Annotated in this window: 24 protein-coding genes and 1 pseudogene; 10 read left to right on the top strand and 15 right to left on the bottom strand. The window is 71.1% G+C overall.

Annotation, left to right across the window (positions count from 1 at the left end; translation table 11 throughout):
- Positions 1-82 precede the first annotated feature (82 nt).
- Positions 83-1,618 (top strand): cation:proton antiporter, encoded by a 1,536-nt coding sequence (locus MKK69_RS11700; protein WP_243968013.1) that lies wholly within the window; start codon positions 83-85, stop codon positions 1,616-1,618.
- A gap of 577 nt (positions 1,619-2,195) precedes the next feature.
- Here MKK69_RS11700 and gshB read toward each other — a convergent pair.
- A complete protein-coding gene (gene gshB, locus MKK69_RS11695) occupies positions 2,196-3,152 on the bottom strand; it encodes a glutathione synthase (protein WP_243968012.1) in 957 nt (318 codons plus the stop codon).
- A 46-nt stretch (positions 3,153-3,198) separates the two neighbouring features.
- Positions 3,199-3,486: a hypothetical protein gene (locus tag MKK69_RS11690; protein WP_243968011.1), complete on the bottom strand. Its 288-nt coding sequence runs from the start codon at positions 3,484-3,486 to the stop codon at positions 3,199-3,201.
- Between the two features lie 442 nt (positions 3,487-3,928).
- Between MKK69_RS11690 and MKK69_RS11685 the strand changes: the two genes are divergently transcribed.
- From MKK69_RS11685 to MKK69_RS11675, 3 genes are all read left to right on the top strand, one after another.
- Positions 3,929-4,138, top strand: a complete 210-nt coding sequence (locus MKK69_RS11685) for a hypothetical protein (RefSeq protein ID WP_243968010.1) — start codon at positions 3,929-3,931, stop codon at positions 4,136-4,138.
- A 91-nt stretch (positions 4,139-4,229) separates the two neighbouring features.
- A complete protein-coding gene (locus MKK69_RS11680) occupies positions 4,230-5,006 on the top strand; it encodes a hypothetical protein (protein WP_243968009.1) in 777 nt (258 codons plus the stop codon).
- Positions 5,007-6,081: 1,075 nt separating this feature from the next.
- Positions 6,082-7,041, top strand: a complete 960-nt coding sequence (locus MKK69_RS11675; RefSeq protein WP_243968008.1) for a helix-turn-helix domain-containing protein — start codon at positions 6,082-6,084, stop codon at positions 7,039-7,041.
- A gap of 243 nt (positions 7,042-7,284) precedes the next feature.
- Here the strand turns inward: MKK69_RS11675 and MKK69_RS11670 are convergent, their stop codons facing one another.
- From MKK69_RS11670 to MKK69_RS11660, 3 genes are read right to left on the bottom strand one after another with little or no spacing between them, the layout of a single operon-like run.
- Positions 7,285-7,911 carry a hypothetical protein gene (locus MKK69_RS11670; RefSeq protein ID WP_243968006.1) on the bottom strand — a complete coding sequence of 209 codons (627 nt, stop codon included), beginning with the start codon at positions 7,909-7,911 and terminating at the stop codon, positions 7,285-7,287.
- Positions 7,899-8,582 carry a DUF1214 domain-containing protein gene (locus tag MKK69_RS11665; RefSeq protein WP_243968004.1) on the bottom strand — a complete coding sequence of 228 codons (684 nt, stop codon included), beginning with the start codon at positions 8,580-8,582 and terminating at the stop codon, positions 7,899-7,901. Before MKK69_RS11665 ends, MKK69_RS11670 begins: the two co-directional genes overlap by 13 nt.
- Before the next feature lie 4 nt (positions 8,583-8,586).
- Complete coding sequence (locus MKK69_RS11660; protein WP_243968002.1) at positions 8,587-10,884, bottom strand: transglycosylase domain-containing protein; 2,298 nt, start codon at positions 10,882-10,884, stop codon at positions 8,587-8,589.
- Positions 10,885-11,132: 248 nt separating this feature from the next.
- Here MKK69_RS11660 and MKK69_RS11655 point away from each other — a divergent pair, with 248 nt between their 5' ends.
- The gene (locus MKK69_RS11655; protein WP_243968055.1) at positions 11,133-11,624 is read left to right on the top strand and encodes a YcgN family cysteine cluster protein; all 492 of its coding nucleotides are present in this window, start codon (positions 11,133-11,135) and stop codon (positions 11,622-11,624) included.
- 13 nt (positions 11,625-11,637) lie between these two features.
- Here MKK69_RS11655 and MKK69_RS11650 read toward each other — a convergent pair whose 3' ends face one another.
- The 6 genes from MKK69_RS11650 to MKK69_RS11625 form a co-directional block, all read right to left on the bottom strand.
- Positions 11,638-12,315, bottom strand: coding sequence for an NrsF family protein (locus MKK69_RS11650; RefSeq protein WP_243968001.1), 678 nt, complete (start codon positions 12,313-12,315; stop codon positions 11,638-11,640).
- A complete protein-coding gene (locus tag MKK69_RS11645; RefSeq protein WP_243968054.1) occupies positions 12,315-12,872 on the bottom strand; it encodes a sigma-70 family RNA polymerase sigma factor in 558 nt (185 codons plus the stop codon). Before MKK69_RS11645 ends, MKK69_RS11650 begins: the two co-directional genes overlap by 1 nt.
- A 110-nt stretch (positions 12,873-12,982) precedes the next feature.
- Positions 12,983-13,702, bottom strand: a complete 720-nt coding sequence (locus MKK69_RS11640; protein WP_243968000.1) for a DUF1223 domain-containing protein — start codon at positions 13,700-13,702, stop codon at positions 12,983-12,985.
- A gap of 68 nt (positions 13,703-13,770) precedes the next feature.
- A complete protein-coding gene (locus tag MKK69_RS11635) occupies positions 13,771-14,565 on the bottom strand; it encodes a creatininase family protein (RefSeq protein WP_243967999.1) in 795 nt (264 codons plus the stop codon).
- A gap of 105 nt (positions 14,566-14,670) precedes the next feature.
- The gene (locus MKK69_RS11630; protein WP_243967998.1) at positions 14,671-15,204 is read right to left on the bottom strand and encodes a protein phosphatase CheZ; all 534 of its coding nucleotides are present in this window, start codon (positions 15,202-15,204) and stop codon (positions 14,671-14,673) included.
- 111 nt (positions 15,205-15,315) lie between these two features.
- Positions 15,316-15,699: a response regulator gene (locus MKK69_RS11625; RefSeq protein WP_091719055.1), complete on the bottom strand. Its 384-nt coding sequence runs from the start codon at positions 15,697-15,699 to the stop codon at positions 15,316-15,318.
- A 300-nt stretch (positions 15,700-15,999) separates the two neighbouring features.
- Here MKK69_RS11625 and MKK69_RS11620 point away from each other — a divergent pair, with 300 nt between their 5' ends.
- The gene (locus MKK69_RS11620) at positions 16,000-16,986 is read left to right on the top strand and encodes a bifunctional riboflavin kinase/FAD synthetase (protein ID WP_243967997.1); all 987 of its coding nucleotides are present in this window, start codon (positions 16,000-16,002) and stop codon (positions 16,984-16,986) included.
- Positions 16,987-17,049: 63 nt separating this feature from the next.
- Entirely contained in the window at positions 17,050-17,268 is a 219-nt protein-coding gene (locus MKK69_RS11615; protein ID WP_161393655.1) for a DUF2093 domain-containing protein, read from the top strand.
- Between the two features lie 3 nt (positions 17,269-17,271).
- Here the strand turns inward: MKK69_RS11615 and lpxK are convergent, their stop codons facing one another.
- Genes lpxK through MKK69_RS11600 form a run of 3 tightly spaced genes read right to left on the bottom strand, consistent with a single transcriptional unit; the run spans position 17,272 to position 20,368 of the window.
- The gene (gene lpxK / locus MKK69_RS11610) at positions 17,272-18,255 is read right to left on the bottom strand and encodes a tetraacyldisaccharide 4'-kinase (protein WP_243967996.1); all 984 of its coding nucleotides are present in this window, start codon (positions 18,253-18,255) and stop codon (positions 17,272-17,274) included.
- A complete protein-coding gene (locus MKK69_RS11605; RefSeq protein ID WP_243967994.1) occupies positions 18,255-19,586 on the bottom strand; it encodes a 3-deoxy-D-manno-octulosonic acid transferase in 1,332 nt (443 codons plus the stop codon). The genes lpxK and MKK69_RS11605 overlap by 1 nt, the downstream gene beginning before the upstream one ends.
- Positions 19,583-20,368, bottom strand: coding sequence for a lysophospholipid acyltransferase family protein (locus tag MKK69_RS11600; protein WP_243967993.1), 786 nt, complete (start codon positions 20,366-20,368; stop codon positions 19,583-19,585). The genes MKK69_RS11605 and MKK69_RS11600 overlap by 4 nt, the downstream gene beginning before the upstream one ends.
- A 292-nt stretch (positions 20,369-20,660) precedes the next feature.
- Between MKK69_RS11600 and MKK69_RS11595 the strand changes: the two are divergent.
- Positions 20,661-21,155 (top strand): annotated as a pseudogene (locus MKK69_RS11595) (VIT family protein); the annotation flags it as partial.
- 77 nt (positions 21,156-21,232) lie between these two features.
- Positions 21,233-22,141, top strand: coding sequence for a metallophosphoesterase family protein (locus MKK69_RS11590; RefSeq protein ID WP_243967992.1), 909 nt, complete (start codon positions 21,233-21,235; stop codon positions 22,139-22,141).
- A 51-nt stretch (positions 22,142-22,192) separates the two neighbouring features.
- Here the strand turns inward: MKK69_RS11590 and MKK69_RS11585 are convergent, their stop codons facing one another.
- Entirely contained in the window at positions 22,193-22,354 is a 162-nt protein-coding gene (locus tag MKK69_RS11585; protein ID WP_243967991.1) for a hypothetical protein, read from the bottom strand.
- 308 nt (positions 22,355-22,662) lie between these two features.
- On the opposite strand from MKK69_RS11585, the gene MKK69_RS11580 reads away from it, so the two are divergent.
- A complete protein-coding gene (locus MKK69_RS11580; RefSeq protein ID WP_243967990.1) occupies positions 22,663-24,057 on the top strand; it encodes an amidase family protein in 1,395 nt (464 codons plus the stop codon).
- The last annotated feature ends 7 nt before the right edge of the window (positions 24,058-24,064 follow it).

Here is a 24,064-nt window from a genome sequence, read left to right as displayed (position 1 = left end):
CGGTCGCCGCAGGCGCAACGCCGCCCTACGCGGCCCGCCGGCGAAATCGGGAACGGTCTCGCGCGTCGCCTCTTTCAGCAGCATGCTGATCTTCGAGTGGGTCGTCGGCGTTCTGTTCGGCGCCGTCCTGTTGGCTGGCCTCGCGCGCCGGCTCGGTGCGCCCTATCCGGCCTTCCTGGCCCTGGGCGGCGTCGGCCTCGCCTTCGTCCCGGGGGTGCCGAATCTGCGCCTCGATCCCGAACTCGCCCTCGCCCTGTTCCTGGCGCCGGTGCTGCTCGATGCCGGGTTCGACGCCTCCATCCGGGACCTGAAGGAGAATTGGCGCGCCGTGTTCGGGCTGGCGGTCGGCGCCGTCGCGGTCACGACCGTCGCGGTCGCGGTGGTGGCGAAGCTGATCGTGCCGGACATGCCGCTCGCCGCCTGCCTCGTGCTCGGCGCCGTGGTCGCCCCGCCCGACGCGGTGGCGGCCTTGGCGGTGCTCAAGAACGCGCCGATGCCGCACCGCCTCGCCACGATCCTGCGCGGCGAGAGCCTGCTCAACGACGCCGCCTCGCTGCTGATCTACCGCCTCGCCGTCGCGGCCGCGATGGCCGGCACCTTCCACCCGATCGAGGTGGCGCCGGCGTTTCTCCTGGGCGTGGTGGCGAGCCTCGCCGTCGGGCCCGTCCTCGGCGTGATCTTCGTCGCCCTCACGCGGCGCATCACCGACCCGGCGAGCGCGATCGTGATGCAGTTCGTCGCCGCCTTCGGAATCTGGCTCGCGGCGGAGCGGCTGGACCTCTCCGGCGTGCTCACCATCGTCACCTTCGCGGTGACGGTCGCCCGCCGCGCGCCCGGCGTGACCGCGCCGCGGGCCCGGGTGATCTCCTACGCGGTGTGGGACACGGCGGTGTTCGTGCTCAACGTCCTGGCCTTCGTGCTGATCGGCATCCAGATCGATCCGATCCGGGACCGGCTGACCGGCGCGGATGCCTTGCAGGCCCTGATCCTCGCCGGTGCGACCTTCGCCACCGTGGTGGTGACCCGCCTCGCCTGGGTCCTGCCGACCACCGGGATGCGCGGCCTCGGTCTCCGGCAGGCGGGCGCGCCGGCGCGTCTCGGCCCCGGCCTCGCCCTGTCCTGGGCGGGCATGCGCGGGATCGTCACGGTGGCGGCCGCCCTGGCGCTGCCCGCCGCCTTCCCGCACCGGGACCTCGTGGTGTTCACCGCCTTCTTCACCGTGCTGGGCACCCTGATCGTCCAGGGCCTGACGCTGCGCCCGCTACTCGCGTACCTGAAGCTGGAGGACGACGACCCCGTGGGACGCGAGACGGGGCGCGCCCGGGCCGCAGCCTATAAGGCCGCCCTCGACTCACTCGCCGGAGCCGAGGACGAGCCGGCCACCGACGCCCTGCGCGCCGAATTCCGCGCGGCCCTGGCGGAGGCCGAGGAGCACGAGGAGGGCCGTGCTCCGGAGAGCCTGCCGGCCGACGCCGCGCGGCGCCACGCCGTCGAGGCGGCCCGCGACGCGGTGCTGGCCCTGCGCCGCCGCGGCCGCATCGGCGACGACGCCTATTACCTGCTGGAGGAGGAGTTCGACTGGGCCGAGCTCAGTGCGACGCCGAAGGCGGAGACGTGAGCGCGGCGGACGGATCACAGTGTTTGGACATCCTCGCTGAGGAACGGGCATGAACGGCCCCGCTTCTCTCCCCCCTCTGCGGGCTACCGGATCCACACGTCGGGTTTTGTATCGCTCCGGCTGGACTTCAGACCAAACTCCAGAGACGACACGCGCCCTCCCTCCTCCCTCTGCGGGGGAGGGGTTGGCCCCTGCATCAGCAGGGGTCGGGCCGGGACGAAGTCCCGCAAGAGGGGAGCGCGGCTTCAGGACAGGGCGCGAACCGTCATGACGCGCGCAGCCTCATTCTGCACCGTCTTTCCCCTCTCCCGACCCCCTTCGGGGGCCACCCTTCCCCGCAGAGGGGGGAGGGAGATGCGATTGTGTCCGACCGCAGCCCTCTAGCGTCGAAGATGTGTGCATCCGGTAGCCCGCATGGGAGAAGGACGCATCGCGGTCTGCGACAGCACCTGTTGCTCAAACCTGTGTAGCCCGTAGCCGCAAGGGGGAGGAGAGAACGTCTCGGCCAGCGATGTGTGACCATCGCAGCTCCGCGGGGGAGGGGGTGCGCCGAGACGTCTCCGGGAAGGCGCTTCGATCACACGCCCTTGCGCGCCGTGATCCGGGATTCGATCGCGTCCCAGACCGCAACCGAAAGGTCGGGGCCGCCGAGACGCTGGATCGCCCGGATGCCGGTGGGGGAGGTGACGTTGATTTCGGTGAGATGGCCGTCGATCACGTCGATCCCGACCAGGATCAGGCCGCGGCGCGCCAGTTCCGGACCGATCGCGGCGCAGATCTCGCGCTCGCGCTCCGTCAGCTCCGAGGCGGAAGCGGCACCGCCGCGGACCATGTTGGAGCGGATGTCGTTGGCCGCCGGCACCCGGTTGACCGCGCCCATGGGGACGCCGTCGACCAGTATGATGCGCTTGTCGCCCTCTGTCACCCGGTCGAGATAACGCTGCACCACCCAGGCCTCTCGGAAGGTCGTGGCGAACAGGTCGAACATGGAGCCGAAATTCGGGTCCTTCTCGGTGACCTTGAACACCGCCGCGCCGCCGTGCCCGTGCAGCGGCTTCATCGCCACGGTGCCGTGCTCCAGCCGAAACGCTTCGATCTCCGCCTTGTCGCGGCTGATCAGGGTCGGCGGCATCAATTCGGGGAAGTCGAGGACGAACAGCTTCTCGGGGGCGTTGCGCACCTCGAAGGGATCGTTGACGACCAGCGTCTCCGGGTGGATCCGCTCCAGCATGTGGGTGGCCGTGATGTAGGCCATGTCGAAGGGCGGATCCTGGCGCATCAGCACCACATCCGCCTCGGCGAGGTCGATCCGCTCCGGGGGCGCCAGGGTGAAATGCGCGCCCTCGACATCCTGGACGGTCAGCCGCTCGACCCGGGCGGTGACGCGCCGGCCCTGCATCGAGAGCCGGTCCGGCGTGTAGTGCATGAGGGAATGGCCCCGCCGCTGGGCTTCCAGCAGCAGGGCGAAGGTGGTGTCACCCGCGATCCGGATGTTCTGGATCGGGTCCATCTGAACCGCGACGGTCAGGCTCATCGATAACGCCCCTCGCCGGCCGCGATCGTCTCGATCGGATCCGCGCTCAATCGTCGGACAGCGACTTGCTGCCGGTACGCTTGTCGTAATCCCCGATGGCCGAACGGCACTCGGGCGACAGGCGCTTGCGGTTGCGCGTCATGCACTTCTCCGCGTCCGGGCTGTTCGGGTCGACGCCGGCGCAGAGGCGGAAATAGTCGTTCGCACAGCCGAGCTGTAGACCCTGGTCCTCGCGTTGGGCGTGGGCCGGGCCGGCGGCGAGCGCGAGCAGCGCCAACGCGGCCAGCCCGCGGCGGCGGACAGCGCGCAGGGATCGTTCCGGAACCAGTCGCATTCAGCGGTGTCCTCAAATTTCGTTCGGGCGGAGGACCGACGCGGCGATCCCCTCCACAGGCATCCGGCATATCGGTCGCGCCGGGCGGTAGGCAAGCGTCGGAGGTTCACGGGGGTTCCGCGCGCCGACGTCGCGGCCACGCTTCGCCGGAGTGTTGCCGCCGGGCCGCATCGCCCGAGCGTCGCTCCGGACGAAGGCATCCTCACAAGAAACGGCCCCGCCCGGGATCGGGCAGGGCCTCAAGTCGAAGGGAGGAAACGCCCGCCATGGGCAAATCCATCTGTGCAATTCGCGCGCCAACCCGTCCGGAGGGTCGAATTCCGGTGCATTCGCCGGAAAGAGTCCGTTAACCACCCCGTGTTGGATTGCCCTCGTAGCCCTTGCCGACGCCCTCCGCAGGGCCCGGGCCGGACGCTCGGACCGCCGACAGGAGCCGGAGACCATGAGCCTTTTCAAGCCGCAGGAGACCGACGACAGCCCGTGCGTCGCCATGACGGGCCGGACGCGCGAGGCCGCCCCGGCCGCGGACACGATCGTGATTCCCTTCCCCGGCCCGGAGGCGCGGAAAGCCTTCCGGATCCCGCGCTCGGACGAGCGGCGCGGCGAAATCCTGCTGTTCCTCGGCGTGCGCTACGAGCGCCTCGCCTCCTGACGGCATCCCGGCGATGCCCGAGCGGCGACGCGCCGTGTCCGCCAACGCCCCGAGGCCGGTCCGTCAGGGCCGCGTCCGCCGCGCATCCGCAGTGGCCCGGCTTGTGCCCGCCGGCGTGACGCTGGCGCTCCTCGCCGCCTGCACGCAGGGCGGCGATTTCGGCCGGCCGCGGACGGGGGTCTGGAACGGGCTCATCGACACGACCGGCAGCTTCAGCACCCATGACCGCGGTCGGCTCCTGCTGTATTCCGGGCTCACCGACGACGAGCAGGCTTTGCGCGACCGCGCCTGGCGGTTCGTGCAGCCGGCAAGTTCCTTCTCGGCTTTCCAGGACCTGCTGCTCGGCCTCGCCAGCGCCCACGCGATGCCGCCGGCCTGGCGCTTCGAGGAAGTCGGCGCCTATTACGACGCGCTGACCGCCGAGCCGTCGCGCTCACCGGTGTCCCGCTACCGCCAGCTCGGCGACGATGCCACGGCGGATGCCCGCCTGATCCCGCTGTTCACGGCGCTGGCCGCCCGGGTGATCGACGCGGACGCCGCGCGCCTGCGCAGCCTGCCCTTCGCCAAGACCCTCGAGGCCGCAGACGTGCGGGACGCCGCCCAGCGCGTCGCCGAGAACCGCTGCCTGATCGCCTGGGTGCGGCTCGAGGCCGGCCTGCGGCTCGCCCGCTACCGCTTCGCTCTGGAGCACCTGTTCGCCGCGGCGCCGGCCCCGGACTCGGTCTCGGCGGAACGGTCCATCCTGATGCTGGCCGCGCGCCGGAACCTCCTCGATCCGCTCCTCCCGGCCGACGCGGCCGCGCGCTGCGGGCTCGGACCGGTGCCGTTGCCGGTCGCACAGGCGGGGCCGCTGGTGGTGAAGGACTGAGCGGCTGCGGGCGGCGTTGCCGGTGTGGCCGCGAAACGAAGGTCAAGCGTCTCGCGTCTCTGGACGCCGTCACCGGCAGGCCTGCCGCTTCGGCTGGATTTCAGCGGGTCGACGCCCGAGCGAAACGGCAGCGCGGCGGACGTTGCCGCTCCGCCCGCTCGCGACCCCCTGCGGCATCCGCGAGCGTGCGCATGCCGGCCGCCCGATGAAACGGAGACTTACGACCGGAACGGCTTGTTTCACGGACGGATAATCTATCGGACCCTGAGGACGAAAGCGCGGATCACGGCCGCCATCGACCAGGATCCCGCGCTGAAGAAAGGTGAAAAACGACAGGCAGGAGATACAGGCGATCGAGCCCGAATACTCCGAGCGTCTCGCTGGCGCTAATAGACGTTGAATAAATTGCGCCCGGACAAGGCTGATTGTTAATATGATAATTAGATACTAACATCGATTAACTTGAGGCTACTACGCAGCAGCATCGATATTACTTGATGATATCCGCAAGACATTATTGCATGTAATATCGGATACGAACAATCGATTACCCGGCTGAATCGGCATCGATGCCATAAACTTTGCCATTTTGATTTCACGGCTCGGCGGATTGCTTTTGACGCCTTTCCGACTCATCGTCGTTCATGCCCCCTTATTGCAATACAGTTCGCTTCAAAGAAAGCACTCTCATTTTTGGCTATCGGCTGCCGAGTTCATTGAAGTCCGAATGGCGCGGTGCGCTCGACCTGACGTCGAGTGGAGTTGTCGTGTCTGAACCGAGAGGTCTTGAGATCCTATGCTCTGGGTGTATACGCTGATCTGCCGAGGGCGGATTGCTCTTAACACTTCGCGATGGACACTCTTCAGGTTGCGACCGACCGCCCAACACCAAACCTGAACGAGCCAACTGGTATCTGGCATCTCTCACAATGGTGCGAGTCCGACGACGTCACCTGTGCTTACGCGCATGAAATCTGACCTGAAAACTTCTGCAAGCAAGGGTCCTAGGCGCATACTTGCTGACATCGTGTCATTCTCCAGCTGTAAGTATATCTTCGAATAAAAATATCTACCTATGAAAACAGTGTTTTCCACCGAGGGGCTTCATCCCCGGAACGCCTTCAAAGCCTGGAAAGACAAGATTTCCGAGCTTGGCGCGACGGTGGAGCAGCAGCGCCTCGACGACAGCGTGTTCGAAGCCAAAATGGCGGTCGCCCGCGTCGGATCCATCGCGATGAACCGCAGCACGATGGGCGCCGTGCGAAACGAGGCGACGACGTGCCTGATTCCGCGTCACGGCGACGACGGACTTGTCATGGCGACCTTCACGTATGCCGGCCGGGCGACATCGTGCCAGGATGATCGGAGTTCGGTGCAACGGAAGGGTGATCTGGTGGTGATCGACCACCGGCCAACGGTGCTGACCACGAGCAGAAGCTCAGACTGCCTCGTTCTTCAGATACCACGCGCGCGCCTGGAGAGCGTCCTCGGTCCGACCCGGCTCTACACATCGTTGACCGTGGGGTCTGAGTTCGCCTCCACGAGCCTAGCCTTGACCTTTCTGAACGAGTTGATCCAGGTGGGGCATCAGATGACGCCTGACGCGGCCGACCGCATGGCGTCGATCGGCGTGGACCTGATCGTCGCCAGCATCGCCGAGCGGATAGCGCGGGAGGTGCCCCAGCCACTCTACGGCACTGTCGTTGTCCAGCGGGCCAAGGCCTATATCGAAGCGCACTTGAGCGATCCGACCATCGACCCACCGCAGCTGGCCGCTGCGGTCGGTGTGTCGCTGCGTCGGCTGCAGCAATTGTTCCACGAGCGCGGGCAACACATCTACGACTGGATCTGGAAGCGCCGGCTGGAGGTCGCGGCCGCGCGCTTGGCGGACCCGGGCTGCGCTCATCTGCCGATCGGAATGCTGGCCTACGCAAGCGGTTTCACCACCCGGGCCCATTTCTCCCGCCGCTTCAAGGACCAGTTCGGTGTGTCGCCCAGCGACTTCCGGCTTGCGAAACGTTTGGACGGCGCGTAGATCGCCGCGCCGCCCGGTACGCGAGCATCGTCCCGACAGGTGGCCTCCGGCTTTCGAAGAAAAACGATGCGGAAGCAAGGACCTCCGGCATCGTGCCGATTCCGGTATCCGACAGGATGCGGCGGGTCCGTTTCCGCCGCGCGCGCCCGAAGGTCCGGTTCGAGGACGCTCTGACGGTCAACAACAGGCACGACACGGGGCGACCATAGCCGGTCAACACGACGAACCCGTGCCGCGGTCCCGCTACCGCCCCGCACCCTTGCCGGACGAATCCTTCCCCGCCGGCTCGTCCGTCGGCGTGTCGGTGGTACACGACACGCCCTGCACCGCGGCGTTCGCGGCGGGCCGCTGGCTCGGCAGGCCGGCGATCACCCTCACCACCACGAAGCCGCGCGTGTCCGGCGCGACGATGCGCACGTCGCGGCTCGGATCGTTCTCGTCGTCGTCGGCCAAGGCCTCGTCGTACTGGGCGCGGGTGAGGATCACCAGGTCCAGGGCACCGCGGACCGCCGCCTGGTCGGTCACCGCGTAGAAGGCGCCGCGGCGGGCATGGGCGGCGAGCGACAGGGACAGCGACCCGGTCCGCGCCGAGACGCGCATCGGCCCATCGGACAGGTCGTAGGCGCAGACGCCCACCGCTACGGCGGGATCCGGGATCGGCAGCCACGCCTCGGGCGGGGAGGGGTCGTCGCCGGTGGCCACCGTGTAGATCGACTGGGGGTGATCCAGGCTCTCGCTGGTCCCGGCGCGCGAGATGGCATCCTTCTCCGACAGGACCGGGATCGCCAGGATCGCCGCGATGTGGACGATCCCGGCCAGCACGAGGCCGAGCAGCGTGGCGTAGACGACGCGCAGGCTCACGACGCGCATCCCAGGCGGGTGATGGCCGGCACCGCGTTCCGGTCGAGGGATCCGACGCTGGCGGCCGCCGGCGTGTCGTAGAGGCGCAGGGCCAGCCGGACCGGACCGCGCGCCCGGGGGCTCGGGAGCCAGTTGCCGGGCTGGACGTCCGGCGCCAGCACCACTGCGAACCGCCCGTCGGCCGTGCGCAGCACCTCCGTGGAGGTGAAGCCCTCGCGCAGGGCCGGGCGGCCGGGCTCGCGCGAGCCGCGGCCGGCGACCGTGATGGTCCAGGCCCGGGCGGGGGGCGTTCCGCCGCCGATCCGATAGGTGCAGGTGGCGTCGAGCGCCTGGCCGGCATCGTCCACCGACGCGGTCATGAGGAGCCCTTCGCCCACCGCCAGGGGGATCTCGCCCCGGCGGGCATTGACCGCGCGGGTATAGGGATCGGCGGAGGCGGCGCCGGCCCGCGGCCACGCCGTCCAGGCGCCGACCTGGACCCCGCCGAACGGATAGCCGCCGCGCGTCGCCCAGTCGGCGCTGGCGAGCCCGAGCACGCCGCCGAGCCCCAGGGCATAGACGGCGAGCCCGGCCACCGAGCTCTTGCGCCACAGGGTCCTGACGAACCGGATCGCACCGCCCTGCGGCGCCCCGTCGGACGCAGCGGCGCGGCCGACCGGCGCAGAAATCGCGCGCCTCATGCCGTCACCGGACCTCGACGAAGCCGGCGGGCGCGCGGACGCCCTCGGCCACGGCCCGGGGCCGGGCCGACGGGATGCCCGAGGCGCGGTCGTCGGGCTTGCGGCCGCCCTTCGGCGCGTCGCCGGTCCCGGATCGCGGCGCCGGCTCCGCGCCCGGGACGCGCTCCACCGTGCGGAACAGCCCGTTCAGACCGTTGATCACCTCGAAGGAGCGGCGCGACAGCTTGCCGTAGGCGCTGGCATTGGGGTCGATCGGGGCGGTCGGCCCGCCGGAGGCCTGCTGCTGGGCGGCCCGGGGGCTCTCCTTCAGCCCGGGCAGGGGCTTGATCTCGATGCCCTGGTGGGCGGGCTCCATCACGTCGTGCCAGGTCTGGGCCGGGAGCGAGCCGCCGGTCAGCTTGTTGGTCGAGGTGTGGTCGTCGTTGCCGAACCAGACCGCCCCGACGTAATTGCCCGTGTAGCCCACGAACCACGCGTCCCGGTAGGCGTTCGTGGTGCCGGACTTGCCGGCGACCTTCACGCCCTCGAGCTGCGCCCGCTTGCCGGTGCCCTCCTCGACCACCTTGTTGAGCATGAAGTTCATGTCGGCCACCACCTGGGGCGACAGCACCCGCTCGGGCGCCTCGTCGGCGTGGCGGTAGATCACCTCGCCCGAGGAGTTCTTGACCTCCATGGCGGCGTAGGGCTTGGCCTTGAAACCGCCGTTGGCGAACACCGCGTAGCCGGCCGCCTGGTCGATCACCGTGACCTCGTCCGAGCCGATCGGCATCGAGACCGTGTCGATCAGGTTCGTGGTTATGCCCATGCGATGGGCGGTCTCGATGATCTTGGCGCGGCCGGCCTTGGCGGCGCGGGCCTCGTGGGTTATCCCCATGCCCTTGCCCAGCGCGATCGAGATCTTGATCGGGATCGTGTTGATCGACTTCGCCACGGCGAGCCACATCGGCACCCGGCCGGAATAGGAGCGGCCGTAATTCTGCGGGCACCAGTTGCCGATGCAGACCGGGCTGTCGACCACGACGGTATCGGGCTTGAACAGGCCCGAGGCCAGGGCGGCGGAGTAGACGTAGGGCTTGAACGAGGAGCCCGGCTGGCGGAGCGCGTCGGTGGCGCGGTTGAACTGGCTCTCGCCGTAATCCGCGCCGCCCACCATGGCGCGCAGCGCCCCGTCCGGATCGAGGATGACCATGGCGGCCTCGTCGACGTCCAGGGCGTCGCCGGACTTGCGCAGCGTGTCGGCCACGACCTCGTCGGCCCGCTTCTGGATGGCGAGGTCCAGCGGCGTCTTGACCGTGAGGACGCGGTCGCTGCGCAGCTTGCCGGCATCGGCCATGGCCTTGATCTCGCCGAAGGCCCAGTCGAGGTAATAATCGGCGGTGATGTCGCGGGTGCGGGTGACCGGCGTCGCCGGGTTGCGGAGCGCCGTCTGGATCTGGCCCTCCGTGACGAAGCCGGCCTCCACCATGTTGTGCAGCACGTCGGCGGCGCGGGCGCGGGCCGCGGGCAGGTTGACGTGCGGGGCGTATTTGGTCGGCGCCTTGAACAGGCCCGCCAGCATGGCGGCCTCCGCGAGGCTGATGTCCTTGAGCGGCTTGCCGAAATAGTAATCCGCCGCCGCCACCGCGCCGAAGGTGCCGCCGCCCATATAGGCCCGGTCGAGGTAGAGCTTCAGGATCTCGTTCTTGGTGAGGTGGCTCTCCAGCCAGAGGGCCAGGAACGCCTCGTTGATCTTCCGCTCCAGCGACCGCTCGTTGGTCAGGAAGAGATTCTTGGCGAGCTGCTGGGTGATCGAGGAGCCGCCCTGCGTGCCGTTGCCGCCCTTCGAATTGTTGACCAGCGCCCGCAGGGTGCCGATCGGGTCGATGCCCCAATGCTCGTAGAAGCGCCGGTCCTCCGTGGAGACCAGCGCCTTGATCATGATGTCGGGAAACTCGTCGAGCTTGAGCGAGTCGTCGTGCTTGATGCCGCGCCGGCCGACCTCGGTGCCGTAGCGGTCGAGGAAGGTGACGGCGAGGTCCTGCTGCTTCAGCCAGTTCTCGCTGGTCAGCTGGAAGGCGGGCTGCGCGAAGGCCAGCAGCAGCACCGCGCCGCCGGTCCCGATGGTGACGCCCTCGCTGGTCAGATCGAGGAGGACGCGCTTCCAGCCGCGCACGGCGAAGCGGCCCGTGAAGCGCCGGAAGCGCTCGTAGGCCTCGCCGGTGGACTGGCCGCCATCGTACAGGCTGGCATTGACCCAGGCATCGAACGCGAGGGCGGCGCGTTCGAGGCGGACCTTGATCTCGGTGAGCGTCGGCAGGCGCACGATGTCGGACCCGGCTTGTCGAGAGCCTTCGCGGCGGATGGTCGAGCGTCCGCACCGCAGGCGTGGATCCCGCGGCCGGGGCACCGCACGGCATCGACCTCCATAGCAGGATCCGCAACCGCGGGCGAGGCTCTGTGCAGGCTCGCGAATCGCCGCGGCGGACACGCGGGGCGATCCGGCCGGCCCCGCTTGCCCCGCTGGTCCGGCTCGGGCAGAGAGACGCGCCTCCCGATCGAGAGACGATGACCATGCCGAAGCCCGAGGCGGCGCGCCGCGGGGCAGCCGAGCCGTTCTGGCGGACCAAGACGCTCGAAGCTATGACCCCATCGGAGTGGGAAAGTCTGTGCGACGGCTGCGGCCGGTGCTGCCTCCTGAAGCTCGAGGACGACGATACCGGCGAGGTTCACCACACCGATATCGGCTGCACGTTGCTCGACGGCCTCACCTGCCGGTGCCGGGATTATCTCCACCGCCAGAAGCGGGTGCCCGACTGCGTCCGGTTGACGCCGGAGGCGGTGCGGACGATCCCCTGGCTGCCGCCAACCTGCGCCTACCGGCTCGTGCGGGACGGCGAACCGCTCTATCCCTGGCATCCCCTGGTCTCGGGCCGGGCGTCGAGCGTGCACGAGGCCGGGATCTCGATCCGCGGCCGCCTCGCCGGCCACGAGGAGGAGTTCACCGAGGACGAGTTGCCGGATCGGATCGTCGACTGGCCGGCGGCCGATCCGACGGCCGACTGACGCCTATCGCTGCTCAGTCGAGGCCGGCACCGCGGCCGAGCAGCCGCCCGCCGGCGAGCCCGTTCAGGGCGATGACGATGGCGACCGCGGCGGCGTGGATCAGCAGATCCGTCGCGGTGGCATCATGCGGGTGCACCGGCATCAGCAGCGCCGCCGCCGCGGCCGCCACCGCGAGCCCCCCGAGCGCCGCCGTCAGGTTCGGCCGCAGCGGGCAGGCGCGGCGCAGCATCACAACGATCAGCACCGATAGCGGCACCGAGACGCAGATCAGGAAGCTGAAGCAGCCCGCGACCGTGTGGGCGCCCGGGATGTCGGCCCCGGGGGCGATCCAGTCGCGGAGGCACCCCATCCCGCTGGCACCGATCCAGAGAGCCAGCGGCGGCAGCGGCAGCAGCGCCCATCGTCCGGAGCGGCCCGGCACGCTCGTCGCGAAGGCCGCGTAGGCGGCGGTGACCGCCGTGGCGACGGCGCCGAGGGCCGCCAGGGCGAGATCCGGCACGTGCATGCGCAGCACGAAACTCGCCGTGTCGACCTCCGCGGCCAGGAGCAGCCCGACCAGCAGGGCCGCGGCGAGCCACAGTGTCGCGCGGATCGCCGGCGCGGGCAGGGGCCGGACTGGTTCCAGGCGGCCGGCGAGCGCTTCGACGAGCCGTTCGTGACGGGAGGGGTCGTAGCCGGCGCGATCGGCCATCACTCCGTCTCCCGCGTCAGGCTGATCCGGAGCGCCTTCAGCGCCCGATGCAGATTCACCTTCAGCGCCCCCTTGGTGCGGCCGGTCAGCGCCGCGGCCTCGTCGAGCGACAATTCGCGCAGGCCGAGATGTTCCACCGCCTGCCGCTGCCCCTCGGGCAGGGCCGCCACCGCGCGGGCCAGGGCGGCGGCGCGGTCCCGCGCCTCCAACCCCTGTCCCGGAGGCGGGCCTGGATCGACCTCCGCCTCGTAGGACAGGGGGTCGTTGACCTCCCGCGGCCGCCGGCCGGCCCGGCGCAGCCGGTCGATCGCGCGGCGCTGGGTGATGGCCCGCAGCCAGGGCATGAACGGGCGGCCGGGATCGTAGCTCGCCCGCGCCCGGTGGACGGTCATCAACGCATCCTGCACGACATCGTCCACCGCCTCGCCGCGCACGCCCTGCGCCCGGGCGATCGCCGACACCACGGGCAGGCAGGCTTTCAGCAGCGCGCGATAGGCGGCGGTATCGCCGCCCTGTGCCGCGGCCATCAGCGCCGAGAGTTCGTCTTCGAGCACCATCCGGGCTCCGCCGCCGTTCCGTTCCCCGGCTCGCGCCGCATCTTGCGCCTGCTCGGTGCCCAACGCCAGCGACCAGCCGCGCGGAGCGGGTCCGGCCGGCAGGGTGAGGATCACCGCAGGGCCTCCCGCTCGGCCCCGGTGCCGGGGGTGCCGAGGCGCGCCGCACCGAGGATACGGCCGTCCTCCGCCTGCAGAAGCACGGCGGCATTCTCGCCCTCGGGACGCGCCGCCGGGAAGGTCGCGGCGCCCCCCGACCAGCGGCCGAGATCGTGCAGAGAGCGGACGACGTTGGTCTGCGCGATGGTCTGCCCGGCATTCTCGCCACGGAGCACCTGGGTGGTGTGGCTCGGATCGAACCCAATCAGCAGGACATGCGCCGTGCCGCTCCCGGGGCCGACCCGCGCGACGATCCGGTCGCCGTCCCAGGCCAGCGCCACCGGGATGCCGGGCCCGGCCCCGCGGGCCCGGGCGATCGCGCCGCGTAGCGCCGCCTCATCGGATCCGACGAGGCCCACCTGCCCGTCGATCACGGCCTGCGGGGTGTAGCTGGAGCCGCCGAAGCGGGCGGCGTAGGCGTCCTGGCGCGCGGTCGCGGCCTGCAGGGCGTAGGGGTCGCGCCAGTTCAGATGGTTCCAGTAGGTGACGTGGAACGCGAGCGGCAGAACGCCGGCGCGCTCCTCGGCGAGCCGGCCGATCAGCGCCTCGGCGGGCGGGCAGGACGAGCAACTTTGCGAGGTGAAGAGCTCGACGATCACGGGCCGCTCCGCCGCCGCGGCCGGGCGGAGGGCGACGCACAGCAGGGCGACGGCGAGCGAGGCGAAAGGGCGCATGGCCTGAACTCCCATACGCCGACGGGTCGAGCCGGCGCATCGGTCCTTTCGGCCCGCGGCGGCGGCGGTTACGCGGACCCGGGCCCGCCGAGTTCGAACGCGTTCACGTCGCGCAGCAGCGCCACGAAGGCCTGCGCCCCGTGCGCCAGGGCCGCGTGCCCAGCCTCGGCGGTTCCGAGCCGCGCGTCGCCCATCGCGCCGGAGGGATGGAGATCGCCGGCCTTCCAGGCGAAGGCGGCGGGGCGGCCGGCGCGCAGGTGGGTGAAGTCGCGGACCATCGCCAGCGACCGCGGCGGAAAATCGGCGATCCGGTCGGCCCGCACGAGGTCGGGCCGCAGGGCCAGCATCAGCGCGGTCTCGACGCCGCCGGCATGGATGCCGTGTGCGATCTCCCCCTCCGGAAACAGGCCTTCCGGATAGCCGAACCGCGCCCAGGCGGTCGTCACCGCCACCATGCCGCAGCGCGCTCGCAATGCCGCCGCCACGAGGTCGATGATCGCGCTGTTGCCGCCGTGGCTCGTGACGATCACGAGCTTGCGACAGCCGGCCCGGTGGAGCGCAACGCCGATCCCTGTCCAGGCGGCCAGCGCCGTCCCGGTGTCGAGGGAGAGCGTTCCCGGGAAGGCATCGTGCTCGTCGGACTTGCCCACGGCCTGCACCGGCAGGAGCAGCACGTCGAGATCTGCGGGAACGAGGTCGCGAACGGCGGCGAGGTAGCCCTCCGCGATGACAGTGTCGGTTGCGAGCGGCAGGTGCGGCCCGTGCTGCTCGATGGCGGCCACGGGCAGCACCGCGACCGCGCGCCGCATATCCCGGCGCGCCAGTTCCTCGGTGGTGAAGTCGGACCAGAACCGCGCCGCCATGCTTGTCGGGACCTCCTCCCCGCCGCCAGGGGGCGGCAGGTCACCGGAGAGGCTCTACCCGGCCCTGGGCCGCCGAGTCGACGGACATGCGTTCGGCGAGTCGGGTCAGCCGAAGAGCGCGTCGATGTCGTCCTGGGACGGCACCTGCTGATCGGCCTGGGGGCCGTGGAGCATCAGATCCTCCGCCCGGGCGCGGCGGGCACGCTCGGTCGGGTCCATGGAGGCAGTATCGCGCGCCTTCACGGCGCCCACGAACCGGGCGAGCCGCTGCTCGAACAGCCGCAGCGATTCGACCACCTTGGCGATCCGCTGCCCGGTGATGTCCTGGAACGCGCAGGCCTCGAAGATCGTGTTGATGCGTTCCTCGACGGCGTCGCGGTAGCCCGGCCCGTCGGGCAGCCCGAGCATCGCCTCGGCGGCTTCCATGATCGTGTTGGTGGCACCGGCCGTCGCCGCGACGACGCTGCCGAGCTCCTCATGCGCCATGGGGATCCGGTCTTGGCTCATCTCGTTCGCCCGCAGCGCACCGATCTCCTCGCGCAGGTGGGCGATGTAGTCGGCGATCTCGCTCAACTCGGCGATCACGGCCTGCGGCTCCCGGAGCCGCGATTCGGCCGGCCGCGCGACGGCTAACGACATGCTGTTCTCCTCAGAGCGGAAACCGTCCTGCCGGGCCTCGCCGCGCTTGGTTGTCTTCCGAGACATCGACGAGCCGGCCGGACGGGGCGGGGAGCGTTGCATCGGTCCCGATCAGCTGCCGCAAACCGCCTCGATCTTCGACTTCAGCGTCGCGGCGTTGAACGGCTTGACGATGTAGTTGTTCACGCCGGCCTTCTTGGCGGCGATGACGTTCTCGGTCTTCGATTCGGCCGTCACCATGATGAACGGCGTCGTCCGAAGGTTTTCGTCGGCGCGCACATGCCGGAGCAGCTCGTACCCCGTCATCGGCTCCATGTTCCAATCGGAGATCACGAGACCGTACTTGCGGTCCTTGAGACGGGCGAGCGCCTCCGTGCCATCGGAAGCGTCATCGACCTCCTCGAATCCGAGCTGCTTCAGAAGATTACGAATGATGCGAACCATCGTCTGATAATCGTCAACAACGAGGATCGGCATGCTCAAGTCGAGAGCCATCGAACAACTACTCCGTATTGCCCGGCGGGAAGCCGCGGCGGCTCCCGGAAAGTTTAACGCTTCGCTAAGGCTGCAATTTAGCTGCGCTGCACGGCATTTTAAATAGCGCGTGCGCATTGCGAAGCCGTTAATCGACACCGCCGACGCATGACCCGGCTCGGTGTTGAGTTGCGGCACCCCCTCGCTTGACCCTCCGGGCACCTTTCGGCAGGGTCCCGGCCGCGTCGGGCCCCTCGCGGGCATGGCAGGCGACCTCACCCGACCCCACCCCGACCCTTCCCAGCATCCGACTCCCAAACGATGGCCCCAGGCGACGACACGGCGGCGCGGTCCTTCACCATCTGCCGCCCCGACGTGCCGGTGCCGCCGGCCCTGACGGGGGCCGTGGCGGCGATCGGCAATTTCGACGGCGTCCATCTCGGCCACCGCGTGCTCGTCGAGAGCGTGCGGGCAGCGGCCCGCGAGGCCGGCCGGCCCGCCGTGGTCCTGACCTTCGAACCGCATCCGCGGGCCTATTTCACCCCGGACGCGCCGATGTTCCGCCTCACCAGCCTCGCCGCCAAGGAGATCGTGTTCGCGCGCCTCGGGCTCGACGGCCTGATCGTGCGCCGGTTCGACGGGGCGCTGGCCGCCACCGGCGCGCGCGCCTTCGTGCTCGATTTCCTGGGGGGGTCGCTCGGCCTGTCCGGGGTGGTCGTCGGCCACGATTTTCATTTCGGCCGTGGCCGCGAAGGCACGCCCGCGATCCTGGCCACGCTGTGCCGGGAGGCGGGCATGAGCTGCCACATCGTGGCGCCGGTCGCCCTCGGAAGCGAGGCCGAGCCGGTCTCGTCGAGCGCGATCCGCGCAGCCCTCGCCTCCGGGGACGTCGCCCGCGCCAACAGCCTCCTCGGCTATCGCTGGTTCGTCCTCGGCCCCGTCCGCCACGGCGACAAGCGCGGCCGGCAACTCGGCTTCCCCACCGCCAACGTGATGCTGCCCGATTGCGGCCTGGGCCACGGGATCTACGCGGTGCGGGTGCGCCTGGAATCGGGACGGTTCCGCGACGGCGTCGCCAGCTACGGCCGCCGCCCGACCTTCGACGACGGCGCGCCGCTCCTGGAGACCTACCTGTTCGACTTCTCCGGCGATCTCTACGGCCAGGAGATCGCCGTGGAATTCGTCGGGTACATCCGCGGGGAGGAACGGTTCGCGAGCGCCGACGCCCTGGTGGAGCGCATGCATGTCGACGCTGCGGCGGCTCGGGCCGTTCTGGCGGGCGACCAGACCCGGTCCATGCTGGGCTGAGCCCCCGGGGGCATCGCGGCCGGCGCCGATCGTGTAGAAGGCCGCAACGAGCAGGAGGCGGACGTGCTGGGTCGTTACGAGCGGGCGAACAACGGCGAAGCGGTGGTCGAGTATGGCGACGGGACCATGCGGGTGGTCAAGCCCGGCAGCTTCGTGCGCTGCGCCGTGACCGGCGAGCCGATCCCCCTCGACGCCCTGCGCTACTGGAGCGCCCTGCGCCAGGAGGCCTATGCCTCCCCCGAGGCGATCCTGAAGCGCCTCAAGGAGACCGGCCGGCCCTGACCGTCACGGGGCGGGTTCGAGCGCGCGCCGCAGCAGCCGGCGCAGGGTCTCCGGGTCGTCGAGGACGAGGCGCACGCGCAGCACGCGCACCCGGGCCGCGAAGCTCGGGGGCAGGCGCGCGGCGTCCTTCTCGGTGGTGACGAGATCGGCCCCGAGCCGGAGCGCCTCCCCGGCCAGGGCCGTGAGCTCCGCATCCCGATAGGGGTGATGATCCGGGAAGGCACGGCGCCCGGCGATCACCGCGCCCGCTTCGGCCAGCGTCGCGAAGAACTTGTCCGGGCGCCCGATCCCCGCGAAGGCGAGGCAGCGCCGCCCCGCTAGCGCCTCCGATTCCCGGACCAGGCGCGCCCGGAGGACCGGCAGGCCCCGGCTCTCCGCCGCCCGGGCGATCCCGTCGCCCCGCGCGCCGTCGCCGATCACGATCAGACCGCCGACATGCGGCCATTGCCGGGCCAGCGGCGCGCGCAGCGGGCCCGCCGGGATGGGCAGCCCGTTGCCGAGGCCGACGGCCGCGTCGATGACGGCCAGGCTGAGATCCTTGGCGAGGGACGGGTTTTGCAGCCCGTCATCCATCACGATGGCATCGGCGCCGAGGTGGCGGCACAGGGCGGCCCCCGCCGGGCGGTGGCGCGACACCACCGTCGGCGCCCGGCGGGCGAGGAGCAACGGCTCGTCGCCGACCTCCGCGGCGGCGTGCCGGTCGGGGTCGACCCGCACCGGACCGGCCGTCCGGCCGCCGTAGCCGCGGGACAGGAAGGCCGGGCTGCGGCCGAGTTCGGCGAGCAGCGCCGCGACCGCCAGCGCCGCGGGGGTCTTGCCGGCGCCCCCCAGGGTGAAGTTGCCCAGGCACAGGACCGGACACCCCGCCGATACCCCCACCCGATCCATGCGCCGGGCCGTGAGCGCCCCGTAGGCCGCCCCGACCGGGGCTAGGACGCGCGCCCACGGGTGATCCGGCCCCGCCTGCCAGAAGCCCGGGGGCCGCATCAGGCCCGCGCGAGCGGGCGCACGCGGCCGCCACGGTCGAGGCGCTGCAGCTTCATCTGGGCGACGAACGGATCGAGCACCGCGAGGGTGCGGGCCACCGCCCCCTCGAACGGCCGCAGGGCGTCCTGCCCGGCCCGCGCCATGCCGGCGAGCCGGGCCCGATCCCCGAGGAGTTCACCCACGATCGCCGCGAGCTCGACGCCGTCCTGCACCGCCACGGCCCCCCCGGCACGGTCGAGGGCCTCATAGACCGCCCCGAAATTCTCGATATGCGGGCCGTGCAGCACCGCCGTATCGAGGCGCACCGGCTCGATCGGGTTCTGGCCGCCCCGCGGGACCAGCGATCCGCCGAGGAACCCCAGGGGCGCGAGCCGGTAGAACAGGCCCAGCTCGCCGATCGTGTCGGCGACGTAGATGTCCACGGAGGGATGGGGCCGCCCCCCGGCCGAGCGCCGGGCGCTGCGCAGGCCCAGCGTGGTCGCGCACGCGACGACCTCCTCCCCCCGGACCGGGTGCCGCGGGGCGATCAGGGTCAGAAGCTGCGGGAACCGCTCCTTCAGGAGCGCGTGCGCGTAGGCGATCATGGCCTCCTCGCCGGAATGGGTGCTCGCCGCGATCCAGATCGGCCGCCCGGCCACCATGGCGCCGAGATAGGCCAGCTGCTGCGGATCGGCCGGCGGCACCGGCGCGTCGAACTTCAGGTTCCCGGCGATGCTCACCCGCGGCGCGCCCAGCTTGGCGAAGCGTTCCCCGTCCTCCTGGGTCTGGGCGAGGCAGATGGCGATCCGCGACAGCAGCGCCTTGGCGGTGCGCGGGCAGCGCTCCCAGCCGCGGAACGAGCGCGCCGACATGCGGCCGTTGACCAGGATCAGCGGGATCTCGCGCTCGTCCAGCGCCAGGATCGTGTTGGGCCAGATCTCCGATTCGGCGATGACCGCGAGGTTCGGCTGCCAATGGTCCAGGAAGCGCCCCATCCAGCGCGGCGCATCGAGGGGCATGTATTGATGGACCGCGCCGACCGGCAGGCGGGCGCCGATCAGCTCGGCGGCCGCCCGCGTGCCCGTGGTCACCAGCACGGAGAAGCCGCGGCCGATCATGCCCTCCACGAGCCCGATCAGCGACAGCGATTCGCCGACGCTCGCGCCGTGCATCCAGGCCAACGGCCCGACCGGGCGGGCCCGGCCGGGCAGGCCGCGCCGCTCGGAGAGGCGCAACGGATCCTCCTTGCCGCGCTGGGCCCGCCACGCCAGCAGCCCGGTCAGCGCCGGCTCGCCGATCCGCAGCCCGGCCCGGTAGACCTGCAGGGGCAGGGTCACGGACGGGCGCCTCACGCGGCGTCTCCCACCGGCGCCGACGCGGCGGCCGGTGACGCCGCGCGGTAGAGCGCCGCCCGGTCGGCGCGTCCGACCATCGCGTAGGCGCGCGCATGGACCCGATCCATCTCGGATTCGACGAAGCGCCGGAGGCTCTCGAAGGCCTCCCCGGCGCTGTCGCGCGGGACATAGATCGGGTCGCCCAGGACGATCGCGCCGCGTCCGAAGGGCAGGCCGAGGCAGGCGCGGTCCCACGATCGGAAGCGCAGATGCCGGCTCGTCACGACGGCGGCCGGGACGATGGGCCGGCCGGAGAGGCGCGCCAGGGTCAGGATCCCGGCATCGCACCGGCGCGAGAGCTTCGGCACGTCCGCGCTGAAGGCCACCGATTCGCCGTCCCTGAGCGCCCGCAGCATGGCCCGGAGCCCCTCGGCCCCGCCCTTGGCGCGAACGTCAGTCGCCCGGCTCCGGCCTCGGGCGCCGGAGGCCCGGATCACGCGCACGCCGAGCCGTTCCAGCGCGATGGTGTTGATGTTGCCGTCCGCATTCCGCGAGATGATCGTGGCGACCCGGTCGCTCGGTCGGCGCATGAACGGCATCATGATGTGCTGGCCGTGCCACATGCCGGCGATGAGCGGCGTGCGCGCGTCCATCCAGGCGTCGACCCGCCCGGTCGGCGTGCCGCCGGCCTGGATCGCGAAGCGGTTGGTCCGCTGCACCAGCCGCAGATAGGACGCCGCGAGGCGACCGAGCGCGCGCTGCACGACGGGGTGACGCAGGAAACGTTTGCCGAGGCTCATGTCATGCCCGGGATGGCCGAACCGCCATCGCCCGATCGGTTCCGGATCGCAATCGATCGCCCATGATCTAGCCCCCGCGCCTGAGACGAAACAATCGGCCTGGATCACAACCTGTGAGAGCGGCTTGCCTGGGTCGCCGGTCGCTCGGGCGCCGCCGATGCTCCCGTCGCGCGGCGAAAACACGGCGAGACGCCTTGTTTAGATTTATTCCAGCCTATAGATTGGAATCAGTCTAGAGAGGAATTCCGGGATGGCAGCCGTTTTCGAGGATACCGCCACGTTGGCCGCGGATGCGCGTCGCGCCTTCGTCCTGCGCTACGTGCAACCCGGCCTAGCCGGCCTGATCGACGGCTCGGTCTCGACCCTCGCGCCGATCTTCGCGGCGGCCTTCGCCACGGGACACAACGGCGCGACCTTCCTCGTCGGTCTCGCGGCTTCCGTGGGCGCCGGGATCAGCATGGGCTTCACCGAGGCCCTCTCGGACGACGGCAGCGTCACCGGCCGCGGCGACCCGTGGATCCACGGCCTCGTCTGCGGCGTGATGACGACGCTCGGGGGCCTCGGCCACACGCTGCCCTACGCGATCCCCGACACGCTGCCCGCGGGCTGGCCGAATCCCTTCGTCCTGGCCACGACCCTCGCGGTGCTCGTCGTGGTGGTCGAACTCATCGCCATCGCGGCGATCCGCACGCGGTTCATGGCGACGCCGTTCTGGCGGGCGGCCATGCAGGTGATGCTCGGCGGCGCCCTGGTGCTCGCGACGGGGATCCTCATCGGGAGCGCTTGACGGCGCTGCCCGCGCCCGCGATGCCGGGGCCGTATTTTCAGGGCCGCTCCCGGCCGACTCGCGCGTGACCTCCGGCGTTGACCTTCCGCCTCGCCCACCTCAGCGACCCGCATGTCGGCCCCCTCGGCCGGGTGCGCCTGCATCAGCTCATCGGCAAGCGGGCCACCGGCTATGCCAACTGGCGGCGCGGCCGCTCGCGCAGCCACGACATGGCCGTGCTTGAGGCCCTCGTGGCCGACCTGAAGACGCAGGGGGCCGGGCACGTCGCCTGCACCGGGGACCTGTGCAACATCGGCCTGCCGAGCGAGTGGGAGACGGCGCGCACCTTCCTGGAGGCGCTGGGCACGCCCGACGCGGTGAGCTTCGTGCCGGGCAATCACGACGCCTATGTCCGCGGCTCCCTGGAAGGACTGCTCGCCGCCTGCAGCCGCTTCACCAGCGACGATTCGGGGTCGTGGGGCCGCTTCCCCTATCTCAGGCGGCGGGGGCCGCTCGCGCTGGTCGGTCTCTCCAGCGCGATCCCGACGAAACCGTTCGTGGCCACCGGACGCCTCGGCGCGCCGCAACTGGCCGCGGCCGAGGTCCTGCTCCGGGCACTCGCCACTGAGCCGGGCCGGCCGTTCCGCGTGGTCATGATCCATCACCCGCCGCAGCCGGGGGGCGCCGCGCCGGGGCGCGAGCTGAAGGACGCGGCGGCCTTCACGGCGATGATCGGGCGCGCCGGCGCCGACCTGATCCTGCACGGCCACAACCACGTCATCAGCACGGCCGCCATCCCGGGTCCGGACGGCCGCGCCGTGCCGATCGTCGGGGTCCCCTCGGCCTCGGCCCGGGCGGACGGGCACGGGGCACTCGCCGCGCGCCGGGCCTCCTACGTCCTGTACGACATCGACCGGGCCGGGGACGGCTATACGCTGGCGGCCCGGCGCCGGGGCCTCGGCGCGGAGGGGGCGATCTGCGATCTCGGCCCCGTCGATCTGACCTGATTCGTCCGACCGGCGCATCGGTCGCGCCGGCCCGTCGATCGGCAGCCCCGATCAGGCGCCGGCGGCCGTCATATTGGTGCGCTGCTGCCGGGTGAGGCTGGCCTCGTAGCGCTCGGCCTGGAGCCGGGTCAGACCGCAGATCAACGCGAGTGTCCCGCGATAGACCGTATAGGTGCCGTCGTGCGTCGGCTTGACGCGAATCACCTGTGCCATGGGTCTCTGCCTTCGCTGGAGGTTGGTTGCCGTGGACTGAGGAGAGCGATCCTTTTTTCCGGATTGATCGGTCGAACGCGCGAACAGACGGCAGGTTAGCTATCGTCGTCGCGGTAGCAAGGGCTCGATACGGATGAATGCTTAGGTAATTCTGCTGCAATGCGGCAAACCCTTGCCGATACTGGCGATCCGCGGTTGCGCAAAAATGCGGCCGCTGGCCTGCATATTGAATAAGGTGGCCACACCCCGCGTTCGCCCCGAATCGCAGGTCGGACCCGGCCCTTCCGGGACGTTCCAAAGGATACCCCATGCAGCTCTGGCGTCTGACGGCGACCGACCTCGCGGCCCTGATCCGGACCGGCCAGGTCTCGGCCCGGGAGGTCGCGCAGGCGGCCCTCGATCGCCTGAATGCCGTCAACGGCCGGATCAACGCCGTGGTCGAGCACCGTCCGGAGGAGGTGCTGGCGCAGGCCGACGCAATCGATGCCGTCCGGACCCGGGGCGAAATCCTGGGGCCGCTGGCGGGCGTGCCGGTGACCGTGAAGGTGAATGTCGACCAGCGCGGCTTCGCCACGACGAACGGACTGCGCCTCCAGCGCGACCTCGTCGCCGCGGAGGACAACCCGGTCGTGGGAAATCTCCGTCGCGCCGGGGCGGTGCTGCTCGGGCGCACCAACACGCCCGCCTTCTCGCTGCGCTGGTTCACCACCAACCAGCTGCACGGCGCCACGAAGAACCCGCGCGATCCGGCGCTGACCCCGGGGGGCTCGTCGGGGGGCGCCGGGGCGGCGGTGGCGGCCGGGATCGGCGCGCTGGCCCACGGCACCGACATCGCCGGGTCCGTGCGCTACCCGGCCTATGCGTGCGGGGTCCACGGGCTGCGTCCGAGCCTCGGCCGGATCCCGGCCTGGAACCCGACCGCGCCGGAGCGCGGGATCGGGCCGCAGCTGATGGCGGTGTCGGGGCCGCTCGCCCGCAGCATCGCGGATCTGCGCCTCGCGCTGGAGGTCATGGCGGCCCCGGATCCGCGCGACCCGTGGTTGGTGCCCGCGCCCCTCGGCGGTCCGACCGTCCCGCACCGGGTCGCCCTGTGCGTGCGGCCCGGGGGCCTCGCGGTCGTTCCGGAGGTGGAGACGGCTTTGCGGGAGTCGGCGCGGCGGCTGGCCGAGGCCGGCTGGGCGGTCACGGAGATCGACGACACGCCGCCGATCCGGGAGGCGAGCGCGCTGCAGCTCCAGCTCTGGCTGGGCGACGGCTTCGCGGCCCTGCGTGCCGCGGCGGAGCGGGAGGGCGATCCCGCCGCGATCGGCCTGCTGGACAGCTTCCGGCCGCAGGCCGAGGCGATGACCCCCGACGCGATCGCGGCGGCGCTCACCCGGCGAGCCACCTTGGCCCGGGCCTGGTCGCTGTTCCTCGCCGAGAACCCGGTCCTGCTGGTACCGGTCTCGGCCGAGCTCCCGTTCCCGGACGGGCTCGACTGCACGGGCGATGCCGGAATCGCCCGGGCCTTCGAGGCGAACCTCCTCCAGGTCGGGCTGGCGCCCCTCGGCATCCCGGCGCTCACCGTCACCACCGGTCTCGTCGGCCGGACTCCCGTGGGCGTGCAACTCGTGGCAGCCCGCTACCGGGAGGACCTGTGCCTTGCCGCCGGCGCGGCCATCGAGGCGGCCGGCGTGCCCGAGATGCCGGTCGATCCGGCCTGACGCCGGG

Source organism: Methylobacterium sp. J-026 (assembly GCF_022829585.1).
Classification (GTDB): Bacteria; Pseudomonadota; Alphaproteobacteria; order Rhizobiales; family Beijerinckiaceae; genus Methylobacterium.
This window is presented reverse-complemented; position numbering and strand designations above follow the sequence as displayed.